Origin of the sequence: uncultured Tateyamaria sp., from assembly GCF_947503385.1 — a bacterium.
Taxonomy (GTDB): domain Bacteria; phylum Pseudomonadota; class Alphaproteobacteria; order Rhodobacterales; family Rhodobacteraceae; genus Tateyamaria.
This window is the reverse complement of sequence record NZ_CANNDO010000001.1, coordinates 1,149,034-1,163,858: the sequence shown is the minus strand read 5'-3', so window position 1 is coordinate 1,163,858 and position 14,825 is coordinate 1,149,034. Positions and strand designations below refer to the sequence as shown.

Genomic DNA, 14,825 nt, shown 5'->3' with positions numbered 1-14,825 from the left:
CACCGATGGAAACGCTCACCTTCCGCCAGCCCCGTCTTGTTGCGCTTATCCTTCTGGTACTGATCTCGGCGGGCCTGTCGTCTTTCCTGTCGCTGGGCCGTCAGGAAGACCCGACAATCACCAACCTCTTTGCCACCGTCACCACGCAATTTCCCGGTGCCGACCCCGCGCGGGTCGAGGCGCTGGTGACAGCCGAAATCGAAGAAGAGCTGCGCGAGATCGAAGAAGTGGCCGAGGTGACGTCCGTGTCACGCACAGGCGTGTCCGTCGTATCGGTCGAGCTGCTGGAAACCCTTGACGAAGAGACCATCGAGCAGGTTTGGGCGCAGGCCCGTGACGCCGTGGAAAGCGCGCGGACGGATTTTCCTGCAGGTGTGTTGGCGCCTGACTTCAATGCCGAAGGCATCTCGGCCTATTCCGCCGTAATCGCGGTGGCTGCCGACCATGAAGGCGTGCCGATCGCCCTGTTGAACCGCCATGCCGAAGCGCTGTCAGACCGGCTGCGCAACATCCCGGCCACCCGTGCTGTTGAACGGTTCGGCGTGCCGGAAGAAGAGGTTTTGGTCAGCATCGATCCCACGCAGGCCGCCGCCCTTGGCCTCACCGCCGCCGACATCTCGCGTCTGATCCAAGCGGCGGATGGCAAGGTGCAGTCGGGCCGATTGCAAGGCACTGCTGATCTTTCAATCACCATCTCGGGCGAGATCGAGAACCTGTCGCGGCTGCGCGATGTGGTGCTGCGCGAAAACCCCCAAGGGGCCACCGTCACCCTGTCCGACATCGCCACGATTACCCGCGGTGCCCGTACCCCGGCCCAAGAATTGGCCATCGCAGATGGCCGCCCTGCCGTGCTGATCGGTGTGCTGGCGCAGGACGGCGTGCAGATCGACCGCTGGATGGGCTTTGTGCGCGACGAGTTGGCGATAGGTGCCGACGCTGTCCCGCTGGGCATCGCCGAAGAGATGTTGTTCGATCAATCGGGCTATACCGTGGACCGATTGCAGGACGTGGCCACCAACATGGCCATTGGCGTCAGTCTGGTGGTTGCTGTGCTGTTCCTGACCCTCGGGGTCCGGGCGGCACTGATCGTTGCACTTGTGCTGCCGGTCGTGTCGCTGGCCACGCTCGCCACAATGAATTTCATGGGTCTCCCCCTGCACCAGATGTCGGTCACCGGTCTGATCGTCGCCTTGGGCCTTTTGGTCGATGCGGCAATCGTGATGGTGGACGAGGTGCGCAAGCGGCTTGCCAGAGGCATGTCGCGCGAGGCCTCGGCGGGGGACGCGGTGCGCAGGCTGGCCGCGCCCCTGCTGGCCTCCACCGTCACCACGGCGCTGGCCTTTACGCCGATGATCCTGCTGCCCGGCCCGGCGGGCGACTTTGTCGGCTCTATCGCCATTGCGGTGGTGCTGATGCTGTGCTGGTCCTTTGCCGTTGCGCTGACGGTTACTCCGGCCCTTGCGGCGCGGGTCCTGCCCGCCCGCAGCGCGCCCAAGAAAACCGGCCTGATGGGCCGCGCTTTCGAAGGGCTCATTTACCTCGCCGTCACCAACCCGGTGAAGGCCATCGCGATCTCGCTCATCCTCCCTGTTCTGGGCTTTGCCAGCTTTCCCACACTCACGGCACAGTTCTTTCCGGGCGTGGATCGCGACCAATTCTATCTCGAGGTCGACATGCCCCCTGGCACCGGCATCGGCACGACACGTGACACGGCACTGGCCATGGATGCGATCCTGCGCGCCGACGCTGGCGTGAATTCGGTCTACTGGACCATCGGCAAATCGGGACCCGCCTTTTACTACAATATCACCGGTGGCCGGTCGCGCGAACCGGCCTTTGCACAAGCCATGATCACGACCGAGACAGAAGCGGACGCCGCCCGCCTCGTGGCCACGCTGCAAGAGGATTTCGGCGCAGCCTTCCCCGAGGCGCAGGTGGTCGTACGTGGCATCGTCCAAGGCCCGCCTGTCGCCGCCCCGGTCGAGCTGCGCATCGTGGGCCAAGACCTCGACGTGCTGCGAAGCCTTGGCGACACGGTCCGTGCGGCGGTGGCAAACCTTGACCTTGTCACTTCTGTCCGCTCGGGCGTGAACGGCGGCGCTCCGCAGATCCGCTACGAGATTGACGAGACCAAAGCGCGCCTGCTGGGCCTGAACGTCACGGATGTGGCGGCCCAGCTTGATGCCGCCCTGACCGGCGTCACCGGCGGCTCGCTTGTCGAGGGGACTGAACAGCTACCGGTTCGGGTGCGCATGGGCGACGGTTTGCGCGCCGACCTCACCGCGATTTCAGATATGCCGATCCTTGTGCCGGGGGCGGCCACGATTTCGGCCACCGGCGATTTTCCCGCTGTGCCGCTCAGCGAACTGGCAACGCCCGTTCTGGAGCCTGCCGAAAGCGTCATCACCCGTCGCAACGGCCAGCGGGAAAACGCAATCCAAGCCTTCCTTGTGCCCAATGTCCTGCCCGAAGAGGCGCTTCAGGACGTTTTGGCCACACTGGATGACCAGGGATTTGAACTGCCCCAAGGCTATGCGCTGAAACTTGGCGGTGACAGCGACGCGCGGGCCGATACTGTGGGCAATCTCATGGCCTCTGTCGGGCTGATCGTGACGCTGACCATTGCGTCTATCGCGCTGACCTTCAATTCATTCCGCCTGACGGCAGTGGCGTTGGTGGTGTGTGTGCTGGCTGCGGGCCTCTCGATCCTGTCGCTGGCGATTATGCAGTATCCTTTTGGCATTGTGGCCATTATCGGCGTTATCGGCTCCATTGGCGTGTCGATCAATGCGGCCATCATCATCCTGACCGGTCTTCAAGCAGACCCGGAGGCCGCCAGCGGCGACCGCCGCGCCATGGCCCGCGTCGTGAACGACAGCGCACGTCACATCATATCGACCACCGTGACGACTTTTGGCGGCTTCCTCCCCCTGATCTTGGACGGAGGCGCGTTCTGGCCGCCTTTTGCCGTGGCCATCGCAGGCGGCGTGCTGCTGTCGACGGTGGTGTCGTTCTTCTTTACCCCGCCGGTCTTTGCGCTGGTGGCACGACGTGTGCCGCTGTCCGAACCCGACATGGCGGAAAAAGCACCGAAACCCGAAACAGACGCACACAAAGGCGTGCTGCAACTCGCGGCAGAATGACCGCAAGGGGCCAGCCTGCTTGACTCTGCGCGGGCCAGAGCCTAATCGGCACGCAACATCCGGAAGTGTGAAACCTTCCGGTCCCATGGGTCATACCCGGGATCGCCCTCCGTCAGCGCGTTGCGCCCACGGGGGCGCTTGCCGTTTGGGCCATTGGGTTCTGAGCCGCCCGTGCTTACCTTGCGGGCAAACGTCAACGGTCGAAAGGGATCGCCCATGTTTGAAAATCTCTCCGAACGCCTGTCCGGCGTCTTCGACCGCCTGACCAAGCAAGGCGCGCTGAGCGAGGACGACGTCAAAACCGCCCTGCGCGAGGTGCGCGTGGCGCTGCTTGAGGCCGACGTATCCCTGCCCGTGGCGCGTGATTTCATCAAGCGCGTCCAAGAGGCCGCCACCGGGCAAGCCGTGACCAAGTCGGTCACCCCCGGCCAGCAGGTGGTCAAGATCGTGCATGACGCACTGGTCGACACACTGACCGGTGAAGGTGAACCCGGTGCGCTGAAAATCGACAGCCCGCCCGCGCCCATCCTGATGGTCGGACTACAGGGCGGCGGTAAGACCACAACCACCGCCAAGCTGGCCAAGCGCCTGACGGAAAAGGACGGCAAGCGCGTCCTCATGGCATCCCTCGACGTGAACCGCCCCGCAGCGATGGAACAGTTGGCGATCCTCGGCACCCAGATCGGCGTCGACACCCTGCCCATCGTCAAGGGCGAGGACCCCGTCGCCATCGCCAAACGCGCCAAGACCCAAGCCAGCATGGGCGGCTATGACGTCTATATGCTCGACACCGCCGGTCGCCTGTCCATCGACGAAGAGTTGATGGCGCAGGTCGAGGCGGTGCGCGATGTCACAACCCCGCGCGAGACGATCCTCGTGGTCGACGGCCTGACTGGTCAGGATGCGGTAAACACCGCGCAGAACTTTGACGACCGCATCGGGATCTCGGGCGTGGTCCTGACCCGGATGGACGGCGACGGACGCGGCGGTGCCGCTTTGTCGATGCGCGCCGTCACCGGCAAGCCCATCAAGTTCGTGGGTCTGGGCGAGAAAATGGACGCGCTCGAAACCTTCGAACCCGACCGCATCGCGGGCCGCATCCTTGGCATGGGCGACATCGTCAGCCTCGTTGAAAAGGCACAGGAAACCATCGAAGCCGAACAGGCCGAGCGCATGATGAAGCGCATGGCCAAGGGTCAGTTCAACATGAATGACCTGAAAATGCAGCTGGAACAGATGATCAAGATGGGCGGCATGGAAGGCATGATGGGCATGATGCCCGGCATGGGAAAACTGTCGAAACAGGTCGCCGACGCAGGCTTTGACGACAAGGTGCTCAAGCAACAGATCGCCATGATCCAGTCCATGACCAAGAAGGAACGCGCCGCGCCTCAGGTCCTGCAAGCCTCCCGCAAAAAACGCATCGCGCGCGGGTCCGGTATGGAGGTCAGCGACCTCAACAAACTGCTCAAGATGCACCGCCAGATGTCCGACATGATGAAGAAGTTGGGCAAAGGCAAAGGCGGTATGATGAAAAAAGCGATGCAAGCCATGATGGGCAAGGGCGGGATGCCCGGTATGGACGGTGTCGACCCCAAACAGCTTGAAGCGGCGGCCAAGCAGATGGGTGGCAAGATGCCGGGCGGCCTGCCGGGTCTGGGCGGTGGCATGGGCCTGCCCCCCGGCCTTTCCGGCTTTGGGAAAAAGAAATGATCACGGCGCTCATCACATATGTGATCGACCCGGCCAAGGTCGATGCCTTCGAGGTCTACGCCCGCGCGTGGATTCACCTCGTGAACCGCATGGGCGGAACGCATCACGGCTATTTCCTGCCCGCCGAAGGGGCCAACAACAAGGCATGGGCGATGTTCTCCTTTCCCTCGCTCGCCGCCTACGAGACCTACCGCACCGAGATGGCGCAGGACACCGAATGCCAACGCGCCTATGCCCATGCCCAAGACACCGGCTGCATTCTCAGCTTTGACCGCACCTTCACCCGCCCGGTGCTCGACGGTGCCAGCCCGACGGCACTTGGCCTATGACGCAGGCCCCCACCATAACCACCGCGCGCCTGACCCTGCGCGCCCACGAGATGGCCGATTTCCAGCCGCTCTACGATCTTTTTGCGACCGACCGCGCCCGTTACATGGGCGGCCCGGTGCCTGCCAAAAAAATGTGGTACTGGATTGCAGCCGAAGTGGGCAGTTGGTCGCTCAAGGGGATCGGGTCGTGGGGATTGGTCCGCAACGATGACGGCGCCTTTATGGGGCAAATCGGCATCAACGAACCCCACCACTTTCCGGAACCGGAGCTGGGCTGGACCCTGCTCGAACCGTTTGAGGGCCACGGCTACGCCAGCGAGGCCGCGACCGCCGCGCTGAACTGGTGGTGGGCGCAGGACCGCGCTGACACGTTGGTCAGCTACATCCATCCGGACAATGAGCGTTCCATCACGCTGGCCGAACGGCTGGGCGCGCGCCATGACGCAACGGCGCCGCTACCTGCCGGTGAAACGGCAGCAGAAACCGCTGTCTACCGCCATCGGAGACCCGCATGATCACCCTCTCCGGCACGCCCACCCTGACGACGGACCGCCTGCGCCTGCGCGGCTTTCAGCCGTCGGACGCCGAGGCCTTCGTTGCGTATTTCCAGTCTGACCGTGCCGCCTTTACCGGCGGGCCAATGACGGCCAAGGCCGCATGGCGCCACCTCGCGACCAATATGGGACACTGGGCGCTGCGTGGCTTCGGCATGTTCGCAGCCACACGCCACGACAGCGACGACATCATTGGCATGTTCGGCCATTGGTTCCCCCATGGCTGGGCCGAACGTGAGGTCGGTTATGTCCTGTTCAACGCCGCGGACGAAGGGCGCGGAATTGCCAGTGAGGCGGTCCGCGCCTGCATCACCCACGCCTATGACACGCTGGGCTGGGACACCGCAGTCAGCTACATCGACCCGAACAACGCCGCCTCTATCGCTCTGGCCGAACGCGTCGGTGGTATCCGCGATGATGCAGCGCCCAAGCCCGACACCACTTACCCGGTGGTCATCTACAGGCACCCGCACCCATGACCATCGTCGTCAACATAATCGGCACTGCCACCCACCTGCACCCGCACACCTCCCCCGATGCGCAGGCGTCCTGCGCCCTGCTGCAATCGGACCGCGCAAAATGGCGGTTTGGCCATGCGCACACCGCCTATCACCACGCAGGGGGATGCCCGCAATGACCGTCCAGTTCTCCGCGCCCACGCTCCAGACCGAACGCCTGACGCTTCGCGCGCCACAGCTCAGCGATTTCGACGCACTGGCAGGGTTCTACGCTTCTGCCCGCTCGTCTTTCGTGGGCGGTCCGCAAACCCGTGAATTGGCATGGCGCAACCTTGCTCAAGAGGCGGGCCACTGGATCCTGCGCGGCTTTGGCCGCTGGACCGTGATCGAAAACGACACCCGGACACCAGTGGGCACCGTGGGCCTTTGGCACCCCGAAGGCTTCCCGGAACAAGAACTGGGCTGGGACCTCTTCGACGGCGCAACTGGCAAGGGCTACGCCACCGAGGCGGCCATCGCCGCGCGTCATCATGCGTACACGGCCCTCGGATGGACCACGGCCATCAGCCTCATCGCCAATGGCAACGACGCCTCGCGCGGCGTCGCCAAACGCTTGGGCGCGACATATGATGGCGACTTCACCCATGAACGCTACGGCGCTATGCAAATCTGGCGGCATCCCGGTCCGGAGGCGCTGACGTGACCCCGTCTCTGTCCCTCAAATATCCCCCCCGGAGGGCCGTTCCGCCACGGGCCCATGCTCCGGTGCAGCGGGCTCACGCCGCCAATGCCGCCAATATGTCGTCGCGCGTCAGCGCGTCCGCCGGATCACGTCTGGCCCAAAGAGGTGCGGTGACCCTTTGGCACACATCCAAGCGGCACGCTTTGCCCGGCGAAACCGACGCACCCGTATGCTGCCGCCGGACTGGACAGGTCTGATCATGGGACACCGCGACATCCCGGAAATCGGCACCCGCCGCCTGATCCTGCGTGGCCCAACGGCTGAGGATTATCCCGACTTCAAGGCGACGTTCGCCTCCTTCCGCTCCCGCTTCATGGGTGGGCCGCTCAACGCGTACGAGGCGTGGATGCTATATGCCGCCGAAATCGGCCACTGGGAAATTCGCGGCTTCGGCATGTGGATGATTCACGACCGGAACACCGGCGAAACCTACGGCATGGCCGGTGGCTGGCAGCCCGCCAAGTGGCCGGAACGCGAAATCGCGTGGATCATTTGGCCGGATAAGGCGGGCAAGGGCTATGCGCTTGAGGCGACGCACGCCGTGCGCAGCCACTATTACGCCCATGGGTGGGATGGCGCCGTCAGTTACATCGACCCCAAAAATCTCGACAGCATCCGGCTGGCCGAACGGTTGGGCGCGGTCAAGGATCACACCGCTCCCACCATCGATGGCTCCGACGCCGTCTACCGGCATCCCGCACCGGCGGCCCTCAAGGACAGCCAACTGGCCCACGGGATCGAGATGGAAATCAGCCACTACGCCGACCCAATGTTCAAACCGAAAGGATGGGCTCTTGACTAATACTGCCCAGCCCCTCTTGCACCGTCGCCCTGTACGCCGCGCGCACATCCTGCGCACCGGTGGCGCACAGCCGTTTTGCACCACCGGAGCACGCACATGACCGACGCCACAACCCGTGCCGCTGACCTGCTGAAAGAGCATCGCGAAAGCATCGACCGCCTCGACGCGATCCTCGTTTACACGCTGGGCGAGCGGTTCAAACACACGCAGGCCGTGGGGAAACTCAAGGCCACGCACGACCTTCCGCCCTCTGATCCGGCCCGCGAGGCGGCCCAGATCGCACGGCTCGAAGATTTGGCAAACCGGGCCGATCTGGACCCGGAATTTGCCAAGAAGTTCCTGAACTTCATCATCGCGGAGGTGATCCAACACCACCGCAAACATCAATCCTGACATGGGCAACTGCCCGGATACAAAACTGAAAACAAAGGAAAAACCAAAATGGCTATGAAAATTCGCCTCGCCCGTGGCGGCTCCAAGAAACGCCCCTTTTATCGCGTTGTTGCCGCAGACAGCCGGATGCCCCGCGATGGCCGCTACATCGAGAAACTGGGTACGTATAACCCGCTCCTGCCCAAAGACAGCGAAGAGCGCGTCAAGATGAACATGGAGCGTGTGCAATACTGGCTCGACCAAGGCGCACAACCCACGGACCGGATCGCGCGGATGCTCGAAGCTGCCGGTGTGCTGGCCAAGAAAGAGCGCGCCAACCTGAAAAAAGGTGAGCCCGGTCAAAAAGCCAAGGACCGCGCCGAGGAGAAGGCCGCCAAAGCAGCGGAAGCCGCCGAAGCCCCTGCCGAAGAGGCCCCCGCCGAAGACGCTCCTGCAGAAGAAGCGGCAACAGAGTAAATCTCTGACACACTCAAGAAAAACGCGCCCGCCCCGATCTTTCCGGGCGGGCGCTTTCCTTTTGTGATCACGGATCAGCCGAGCGCTTTGACAAAGGTCACTTTGTCCTCGCCCGGACCGAAAAATGCCGGGATCACAGCCACCTGCGTGTATCCGCGCGCCACGTAAAACTGTCGCGCACGGGCCTGTTCGGGGCGCTGCGTGGTGTCGATCACGATCAGCCGTGCATCACACAAGGCCGCCTCCATCGCGGCAAGCAGCGCAGTTCCGGCCCCTGTGCCCTGCACATCAGGTGCAACCGCAATTGCCCGCAGGTTCCATGTCCGTTCGGTCATCGCCTCAGCTTGTGCAAAGGCAAAGCCCAAAGGCACGTCATCGCCGGTTACCACCCGCCAGATGTCGTTCCCTGAACCGTCGAGCGCGGGGGCGATCATGCCGTCCATCATCTCTCCGGGGAACAGGGTTGCATCAGCAATTTCAGCGAGGGCCGTAATGTCAGATACGCGCGGCGCGCGCGTGTCAAAAGGGTCTGGCATAGCCATCCTTTCTATTTCTTTCAGTCTGTTGGATGTGCCCCAAAGGGGGCGGTTTCGATCACGCGCGACAACAAGGGCCACCCAATGGCCTCTGCGCCTTCCACATGATCGCATGGGCAAAGCCCGCGCTTACACCGACATAAAATCTCCATACTGCGCACCATGGCGCAGATCTCGATCTTGGGGCCGTACCCGGTTTGGGGCAAGCACAGACTGGACAATCCGTCCGGTTGTGGCGCAAATGCCCAAACCTGTTACGCGCCAAGAGGGGCCCATGTTCGGTTTGATCCGCCTTGCCATCCTGCTGCCCCTCGCCTTTGTGTTGGGGCTGTTTTTTGAACGCTCGAACGCAGCCACCCTGTGCGCGGATGCGGGTGGGACCCTGCGCGACGGAGTGTGCTGGAATGAGTGACGACCGGATCTGCGTCGGCTCCATCGGCGGGGCCTATGGCGTGCAGGGCGAGGTGCGGATCAAATCGTTCTGCGCCGTCCCTGAAGATATCGAAAACTATGCCCCGCTCACGACCGAAGACGGTAGCCGCAGCTTTGCCCTTGCCATCGTACGACCTATCAAGAACGGGTTTGCCGGACGCATTGCCGACGTCGCGACCAAGGAAGAGGCGGATGCGCTCAAAGGCACTCAGCTGTACGCCAAGCGCGACCAGTTGCCCAATCTGCCGGATGACGAATATTACTACACCGACCTTGTGGGGCTTGAGGTGTTTGACACCGGTGGCGCGCCACTGGGTCGGGTTAAATCAGTCCAGAACCACGGGGCCAGTGACCTGCTCGAAATCCACGCGCCCGGTGCGACTGCGACGGTTTTGCTGCCCTTTACCCAAGCGGCGGTGCCCACGGTGGACCTTGCCGCGAAACGCATCGTGGCCGATCCGCCCGAAGGCCTTTTCTGACCAATGCCGCGCCGGTTGATCGTCCATGCGGGCTTTCACAAGACCGGCACGACGTCGATCCAGCGACTGCTCAAGCGCAACCGCAACGCCCTGCCGGACATGCAGATCATCCTGCGTCCGCACATGATTGGCCTGTGCGAAGCGGCGCGCGCCTATTCGGTCAGCCGGGATGCCGTCGACCTGGGCTTTGTCCAATATGAGGCCGCCCTGCTCGCAGAGACGATGCGCCGCGATACGATCCTGCTCAGTTCCGAGGATCTCAGCGGTCACATGCCGGGGCGGCACAATCTGAAAGCCTATGACGCGGCCCCCGCCCTTGCCGCCGCCATGACAGAGGCATGGGACGCAGCGCTGCCGGGGGTTGAGGTCAGTTTTGCCTACACCACACGTGATGCGGGCCCATGGCTGGCCAGTTGCTATGCACAGCACCTGCGTGCGACGCGCATCACCATTGCAGCGGATCATTATGCGCTCGTCTATGCGGGGTCGGCGGATCTGACGGGTATCGTGGCGCAGGTGCAGGGCGCGCTGCCGGATGTGAATGTGCGCCATTTTGCGCTTGAGGATACCGGCGGTGCCCGGCTTGGTCCCGCAGACGCATTGCTGGCCTGTGCTGGTGTGCCTGCCGATCAGCGCGCCACCCTTACCCCGGTTGCACGGGCAAACCGGGGGCTGTCGCGCAGGCAGCGGGACGCCCTTCTGGCGCTGAACCAGTCGACCTTGACCGACACCGAACTGCGCGAGCGGAAATCCCGGCTGACCTAGCGCTGCATCTTGAGCGACAGCAGCCCGGCGAGCCCGGTCAGCGCCACCAACGCCCAGACCGCAGCGCCCCACCCGGCCATCGAAAACACCTGTCCGATGACAAATGCCCCGGCAATGCCGCCAAGGTAATAGCTGGCAAGGTATAGGCCGTTGGCGGCGGCGTGATCATGGGTCGCTGTGCGGCCCACGTACCCAGTGGCCACGGATTGAGCGAAAAACAGCCCCGCCCCGACCATCGCCAGACCCGCGAGAAAAGGCACAAGGCTGTGCGTCAAAAGCAGCAGCAAACCCAGCAGGGACACGGCAATCGACCCGTGAAAGCTGACCCGCGCGCCGAACCGTTTGACCGATGCCGCAGCAAGCGGCGTGGTCAGGATCGCCGGGGCAAACACAAAGTACACCAATCCGATCATCGTCTGCGGCAGGGCAAAGGGGGCTTCGCTCAGGATGAAATTGGCATAGGTAAATGTCGCCACAAAAACGAAGAGCAAGATGAACCCGATGCCCACCATCGCCACAAGGCGCGGATTGGTCAGGTGATCCTTCCATGCTTCGATGACGGACCCTGCGTCCTTGGGCTGCCGCCCATGACTGTCCCGCGCCCCGATGTAGAGATACGCCGCCACGGCTCCGGCAAGGTTCAACGCGGCAAAGCCATAAAAGCTTTCTGCAAGCCCCAGATTGCCCGCCAGTTCCGATGCGAGCAAACGGCCAAAGAGGTTCGAGGCGACGTTGCCCGTAATATAGGCCGCCATGGCCCCCCCCACAGCCGTGATGGAACATTCTTCGCTCAGGTAAGTCAGTGTGAGCGTGAATGCCGCCGACATGCATACGCCCTGCGCCACCCGTAACAGCGTAAAGGTTGTCAGATCATCCGTATGCGCCAGCAGGATCGTGGGAATACAGAGCAGCGCAAGACACATCCATATGCCGCGTTTGCGGTCGATCTTGCGCGCGAAGATGGCAACGACGAGGCTGGCAAAGGCCATTCCAATGGTCGAGGCATTCACGGCAAACCCCATCGCCGCAGGCGTCACGCCGTAGGTTTCGACCAATGTGGGCAGCAGTGCCTGCGAGCCAAACAAATCGATCAGAGTCAGGAATGCAATCAGCGCGATCATGCTTGACCGGCGGATCACCATTTGGCGATCCTCGGGCGATTTTTCGGCCAGTTCCCGGGCCATTCCGGTCATCTGCGCTGCGGTGGACATGGGCCTAGTCTCCGCTGTGATGCGCCAGAACACCGACCTGCGTCACGCCTTCGGTCTCACTCAGAGGTTCTACAACGCCAAAGAACAATTCGGCAGGAACTTTACCTGTGTTCTCCCAATAGGCCTGCGCGCCACCGCCCAGATGCGCGCCGTTTTCTGCGGCCAGTGTAACCGGCGCATCGGCGTCTGACCGATGCTCGGACACGGCACCCTTCCAGACCCAGACCTGCAACGGCTCGCCCGCCGCAACAAAGCTGGGCAGGACACCGCCCGGTTCGATCACGGCGCGGTACGTGGAAAGGGCGAGGCCATCGCCCTTTTCGCCACCATAATGCGCCTCAATGTCGACGACACCCAGCAATTCCAGAACCGCACCCTTTTGCGCTGGCTGGTCAAAGGTTTGCGGGATCGGCGTTTTGGCCACCTCCGGTGTGCCGCGCGCCTTGAACACGTCAAAGGCGATCAGACGCACATCTTCGGGCCCCTCGTTCAGCCACCAGTGGGTCACATCGCCTTCTTCGAGGCTCAGACCGCCTGCGCTGTGCAGCAAGCGGTCGTCCGCGTCACTGCGATATTCGTAAATCTCACCCGTCAGGGTAAATACGATGGCAGGGCGGTCTGCGTGGCTGTGGATCGGCACGATCCCCATATCGCCCGAAATGGTCCATGACCGGGTGCGCAGGTTGTAGCCTGCAATCTGGCCCAGCCCTTCGTCGGCCAGGGGCGCATTGGCGATCGCAACGTTCGAGATATTGTTGGCCCCCGAAGGTCCCTCCAGCCCGTTCAGAACGCGGGTTTTTACATCGCTCAGTTCAAAGGCAATAGCGGTCGTTCCGAGCGCCGCGATAGCGAGCCCGAGTGCGACGGTCCGAATGTTCATGGGATCATCCCTTTCTGGATTTCAACTCGACGACGTTGGCCTTGTGCGGCGCGCCGAAGTCATCAAACATCGCACGCAGATCAAGCGTGCTTTCTTCTTCGATCTTGTCGAAATTCTGGGTCAGCCAACGGTCTGCATGATCGCGGCCCAAGTCGCGGAGGTGTTCAAGGAACGCCCATTCCGAATTCAGCTTGGACGATGCATCCAGCGCCAGCATGTCGTCACACCCGTCGATCATATGCAGGTTCATCACACGGTATTCCTGATCCGACAGCGCCCCGTCATCGATCAGCCGGTGGATCAGGTCGATGGTGCGCAAATCGCGCAGCAATGAACCGTTGAACGTGATCTCGTTCACTCGGTTCTGAATGTCACGCGCACGGCGCGGTGTGCCCTGGCGCAACAGCGGGTTGATCTGCACGATCACGATATCGGCGGACGGCGAGTGGTCGATGAAGGGAAACAACACCGGATTGCCCATGAACCCGCCGTCCCAATAGGGTACGCCGTCGATTTCCACCGCCTTGAACATCGTGGGCAAGCAAGCCGAGGCCATGACGACGTCCAGCGTCACTTCCTCGCGGTGGAACACGCGGGCGCGTCCGGTCTCTACGTTGGTGGCCGAGATATAAAGGCCCATGTCGCTGCATCCCGCGACCTTGTCAAAGTCGATGAACTCGCAGACAACATCGCGCAACGGGTTAAAGCCCAGAGGGTTCAGGTCGTAGGGCGATGCCATGCGGCTGAGCAGGTCGGACATCAGGTACGCGGGTGACGCGTCCAGTGACCAAGACCCCGCCCACTTGTCCAAAGGCGTGCGTTTGATCGGGCTGGCCTGCCCTGCGATGCTGACCGCGTTCCAAAAGTCCTTGAGCGCGAGCCGCGCGCCAGCGGCCCCGCCATCATACATGCCTTGCGTGGCGACAACGGCATTCATGGCCCCAGCAGAGGTGCCGCTGATCGCCTCGATCCACAGCCGGTCCTCTTCGAACATCCGGTCGAGCACGCCCCAAGTGAAGGCCCCGTGCGAGCCCCCGCCCTGCAGGGCGAGGTTCACTGATTTCTCGTGGCGTTTGCCACGGCCTTCTGCCTTGGACATGTGTGCTCTCCTGGCTGTGTGTATTGCGGCTACTGCGCGGTCCAGCCGCCATCCACCGGCAAAGACGTGCCGGTGATGGATGCTGCTGCGTCGCTTGCCAAAAAGACGCAAAGCGCGCCCAGCTGTTCTGTTGTGACAAATTCCTTGGTCGGCTGTGCGGCCAGCAACACGTCGCGCTTCACCTCTTCCTCGGTGATGCCGCGCGCTTTGGCTGTGTCGGGGATCTGCCCCTCGACCAGCGGCGTCAGGACGTAGCCGGGGCAGACCGCGTTCACGGTCACGCCGTGTTGTGCGGCCTCCAGTGCGATGGTCTTGGTCAGGCCGACAATGCCGTGTTTGGCCGCCACGTAAGCCGATTTGAATGGCGACGCGACAAGACCGTGTGCCGAGGACACGTTGATGATCCGGCCAAATCCGCGCGCCTTCATGCCCGGCAGGGCGGCGCGGATGGTGTGAAAGGAAGAACTGAGGTTGATCGCGATGATCGCATCCCATTTTTCGATTGGAAACTCTTCGATGGGCGATACGAACTGAATGCCTGCGTTATTCACCAGCACGTCCACTGCGCCCAGATCCGTCTCGGTCTGCGCCACAAGGTCAGCAATCTGGTCAGGCTTGGTCATATCGGCGCCGTGATAGGCCACAGTTCCCTCCGCCTTGGCGTCTAGTTCTGCGCGCGTCGCCTCGATCTCGTCCGCGTCGCCAAACCCGTTCAGCGTCACGTTGAACCCTTGGGCCGCGTAGGCTTCGGCGATGCCGAGCCCGATGCCACTGGTGGAGCCAGTGATAATGGCGGTGCGTGTCATGGTCTTTCCCTCTTGTCTTGATCGCAG

General features: G+C 62.7%; 18 protein-coding genes. 13 read left to right on the top strand and 5 right to left on the bottom strand.

Features of this window, described 5'->3' with window-relative positions; genetic code table 11:
* Window positions 1–5 precede the first annotated feature (5 nt).
* From Q1A85_RS05715 to rpsP, 10 genes are all read left to right on the top strand, one after another.
* Window positions 6–3,143, top strand: a complete 3,138-nt coding sequence (locus Q1A85_RS05715; protein WP_299686281.1) for an efflux RND transporter permease subunit — start codon at window positions 6–8, stop codon at window positions 3,141–3,143.
* Between the two features lie 216 nt (window positions 3,144–3,359).
* Window positions 3,360–4,856, top strand: a complete 1,497-nt coding sequence (gene ffh / locus Q1A85_RS05710; RefSeq protein WP_299686279.1) for a signal recognition particle protein — start codon at window positions 3,360–3,362, stop codon at window positions 4,854–4,856.
* On the top strand, window positions 4,853–5,185 hold the full coding sequence (locus Q1A85_RS05705; protein ID WP_299686277.1) for an NIPSNAP family protein: 333 nt from the start codon (window positions 4,853–4,855) through the stop codon (window positions 5,183–5,185). Before ffh ends, Q1A85_RS05705 begins: the two co-directional genes overlap by 4 nt.
* Window positions 5,182–5,700, top strand: coding sequence for a GNAT family N-acetyltransferase (locus Q1A85_RS05700; protein ID WP_299686275.1), 519 nt, complete (start codon window positions 5,182–5,184; stop codon window positions 5,698–5,700). Before Q1A85_RS05705 ends, Q1A85_RS05700 begins: the two co-directional genes overlap by 4 nt.
* On the top strand, window positions 5,697–6,218 hold the full coding sequence (locus Q1A85_RS05695; RefSeq protein WP_299686273.1) for a GNAT family N-acetyltransferase: 522 nt from the start codon (window positions 5,697–5,699) through the stop codon (window positions 6,216–6,218). Before Q1A85_RS05700 ends, Q1A85_RS05695 begins: the two co-directional genes overlap by 4 nt.
* Window positions 6,215–6,376, top strand: a complete 162-nt coding sequence (locus Q1A85_RS05690; RefSeq protein ID WP_299686271.1) for a hypothetical protein — start codon at window positions 6,215–6,217, stop codon at window positions 6,374–6,376. The genes Q1A85_RS05695 and Q1A85_RS05690 overlap by 4 nt, the downstream gene beginning before the upstream one ends.
* On the top strand, window positions 6,373–6,900 hold the full coding sequence (locus Q1A85_RS05685) for a GNAT family N-acetyltransferase (RefSeq protein ID WP_299686269.1): 528 nt from the start codon (window positions 6,373–6,375) through the stop codon (window positions 6,898–6,900). The genes Q1A85_RS05690 and Q1A85_RS05685 overlap by 4 nt, the downstream gene beginning before the upstream one ends.
* Before the next feature lie 238 nt (window positions 6,901–7,138).
* Entirely contained in the window at window positions 7,139–7,741 is a 603-nt protein-coding gene (locus Q1A85_RS05680; RefSeq protein WP_299686356.1) for a GNAT family N-acetyltransferase, read from the top strand.
* A gap of 96 nt (window positions 7,742–7,837) precedes the next feature.
* On the top strand, window positions 7,838–8,134 hold the full coding sequence (locus Q1A85_RS05675; protein WP_299686267.1) for a chorismate mutase: 297 nt from the start codon (window positions 7,838–7,840) through the stop codon (window positions 8,132–8,134).
* A 48-nt stretch (window positions 8,135–8,182) separates the two neighbouring features.
* Window positions 8,183–8,590 carry a 30S ribosomal protein S16 gene (gene rpsP, locus Q1A85_RS05670; RefSeq protein ID WP_299686265.1) on the top strand — a complete coding sequence of 136 codons (408 nt, stop codon included), beginning with the start codon at window positions 8,183–8,185 and terminating at the stop codon, window positions 8,588–8,590.
* A 74-nt stretch (window positions 8,591–8,664) separates the two neighbouring features.
* On the opposite strand, the gene Q1A85_RS05665 is transcribed toward rpsP, so the two are convergent.
* Entirely contained in the window at window positions 8,665–9,126 is a 462-nt protein-coding gene (locus Q1A85_RS05665; protein WP_299686263.1) for a GNAT family N-acetyltransferase, read from the bottom strand.
* 274 nt (window positions 9,127–9,400) lie between these two features.
* Between Q1A85_RS05665 and Q1A85_RS05660 the strand changes: the two genes are divergently transcribed.
* From Q1A85_RS05660 to Q1A85_RS05650, 3 genes are read left to right on the top strand one after another with little or no spacing between them, the layout of a single operon-like run.
* Window positions 9,401–9,538 carry a hypothetical protein gene (locus Q1A85_RS05660; RefSeq protein ID WP_299686261.1) on the top strand — a complete coding sequence of 46 codons (138 nt, stop codon included), beginning with the start codon at window positions 9,401–9,403 and terminating at the stop codon, window positions 9,536–9,538.
* The gene (gene rimM, locus Q1A85_RS05655) at window positions 9,531–10,037 is read left to right on the top strand and encodes a ribosome maturation factor RimM (protein WP_299686259.1); all 507 of its coding nucleotides are present in this window, start codon (window positions 9,531–9,533) and stop codon (window positions 10,035–10,037) included. Before Q1A85_RS05660 ends, rimM begins: the two co-directional genes overlap by 8 nt.
* 3 nt (window positions 10,038–10,040) lie before the next feature.
* On the top strand, window positions 10,041–10,802 hold the full coding sequence (locus Q1A85_RS05650; protein WP_299686257.1) for a hypothetical protein: 762 nt from the start codon (window positions 10,041–10,043) through the stop codon (window positions 10,800–10,802).
* Here the strand turns inward: Q1A85_RS05650 and Q1A85_RS05645 are convergent.
* The 4 genes from Q1A85_RS05645 to Q1A85_RS05630 are packed head-to-tail and all read right to left on the bottom strand — an operon-like array spanning window position 10,799 to window position 14,798.
* Window positions 10,799–12,013 (bottom strand): MFS transporter, encoded by a 1,215-nt coding sequence (locus Q1A85_RS05645; protein ID WP_299686255.1) that lies wholly within the window; start codon window positions 12,011–12,013, stop codon window positions 10,799–10,801. The genes Q1A85_RS05650 and Q1A85_RS05645 overlap by 4 nt on opposite strands.
* 4 nt (window positions 12,014–12,017) lie before the next feature.
* Window positions 12,018–12,893, bottom strand: a complete 876-nt coding sequence (locus Q1A85_RS05640; RefSeq protein WP_299686252.1) for a cupin domain-containing protein — start codon at window positions 12,891–12,893, stop codon at window positions 12,018–12,020.
* A 4-nt stretch (window positions 12,894–12,897) separates the two neighbouring features.
* Window positions 12,898–13,992, bottom strand: coding sequence for a patatin-like phospholipase family protein (locus Q1A85_RS05635; protein WP_299686250.1), 1,095 nt, complete (start codon window positions 13,990–13,992; stop codon window positions 12,898–12,900).
* Window positions 13,993–14,021: 29 nt separating this feature from the next.
* Window positions 14,022–14,798, bottom strand: a complete 777-nt coding sequence (locus tag Q1A85_RS05630) for a 3-hydroxybutyrate dehydrogenase (protein WP_299686248.1) — start codon at window positions 14,796–14,798, stop codon at window positions 14,022–14,024.
* Window positions 14,799–14,825: the final 27 nt, after the last annotated feature.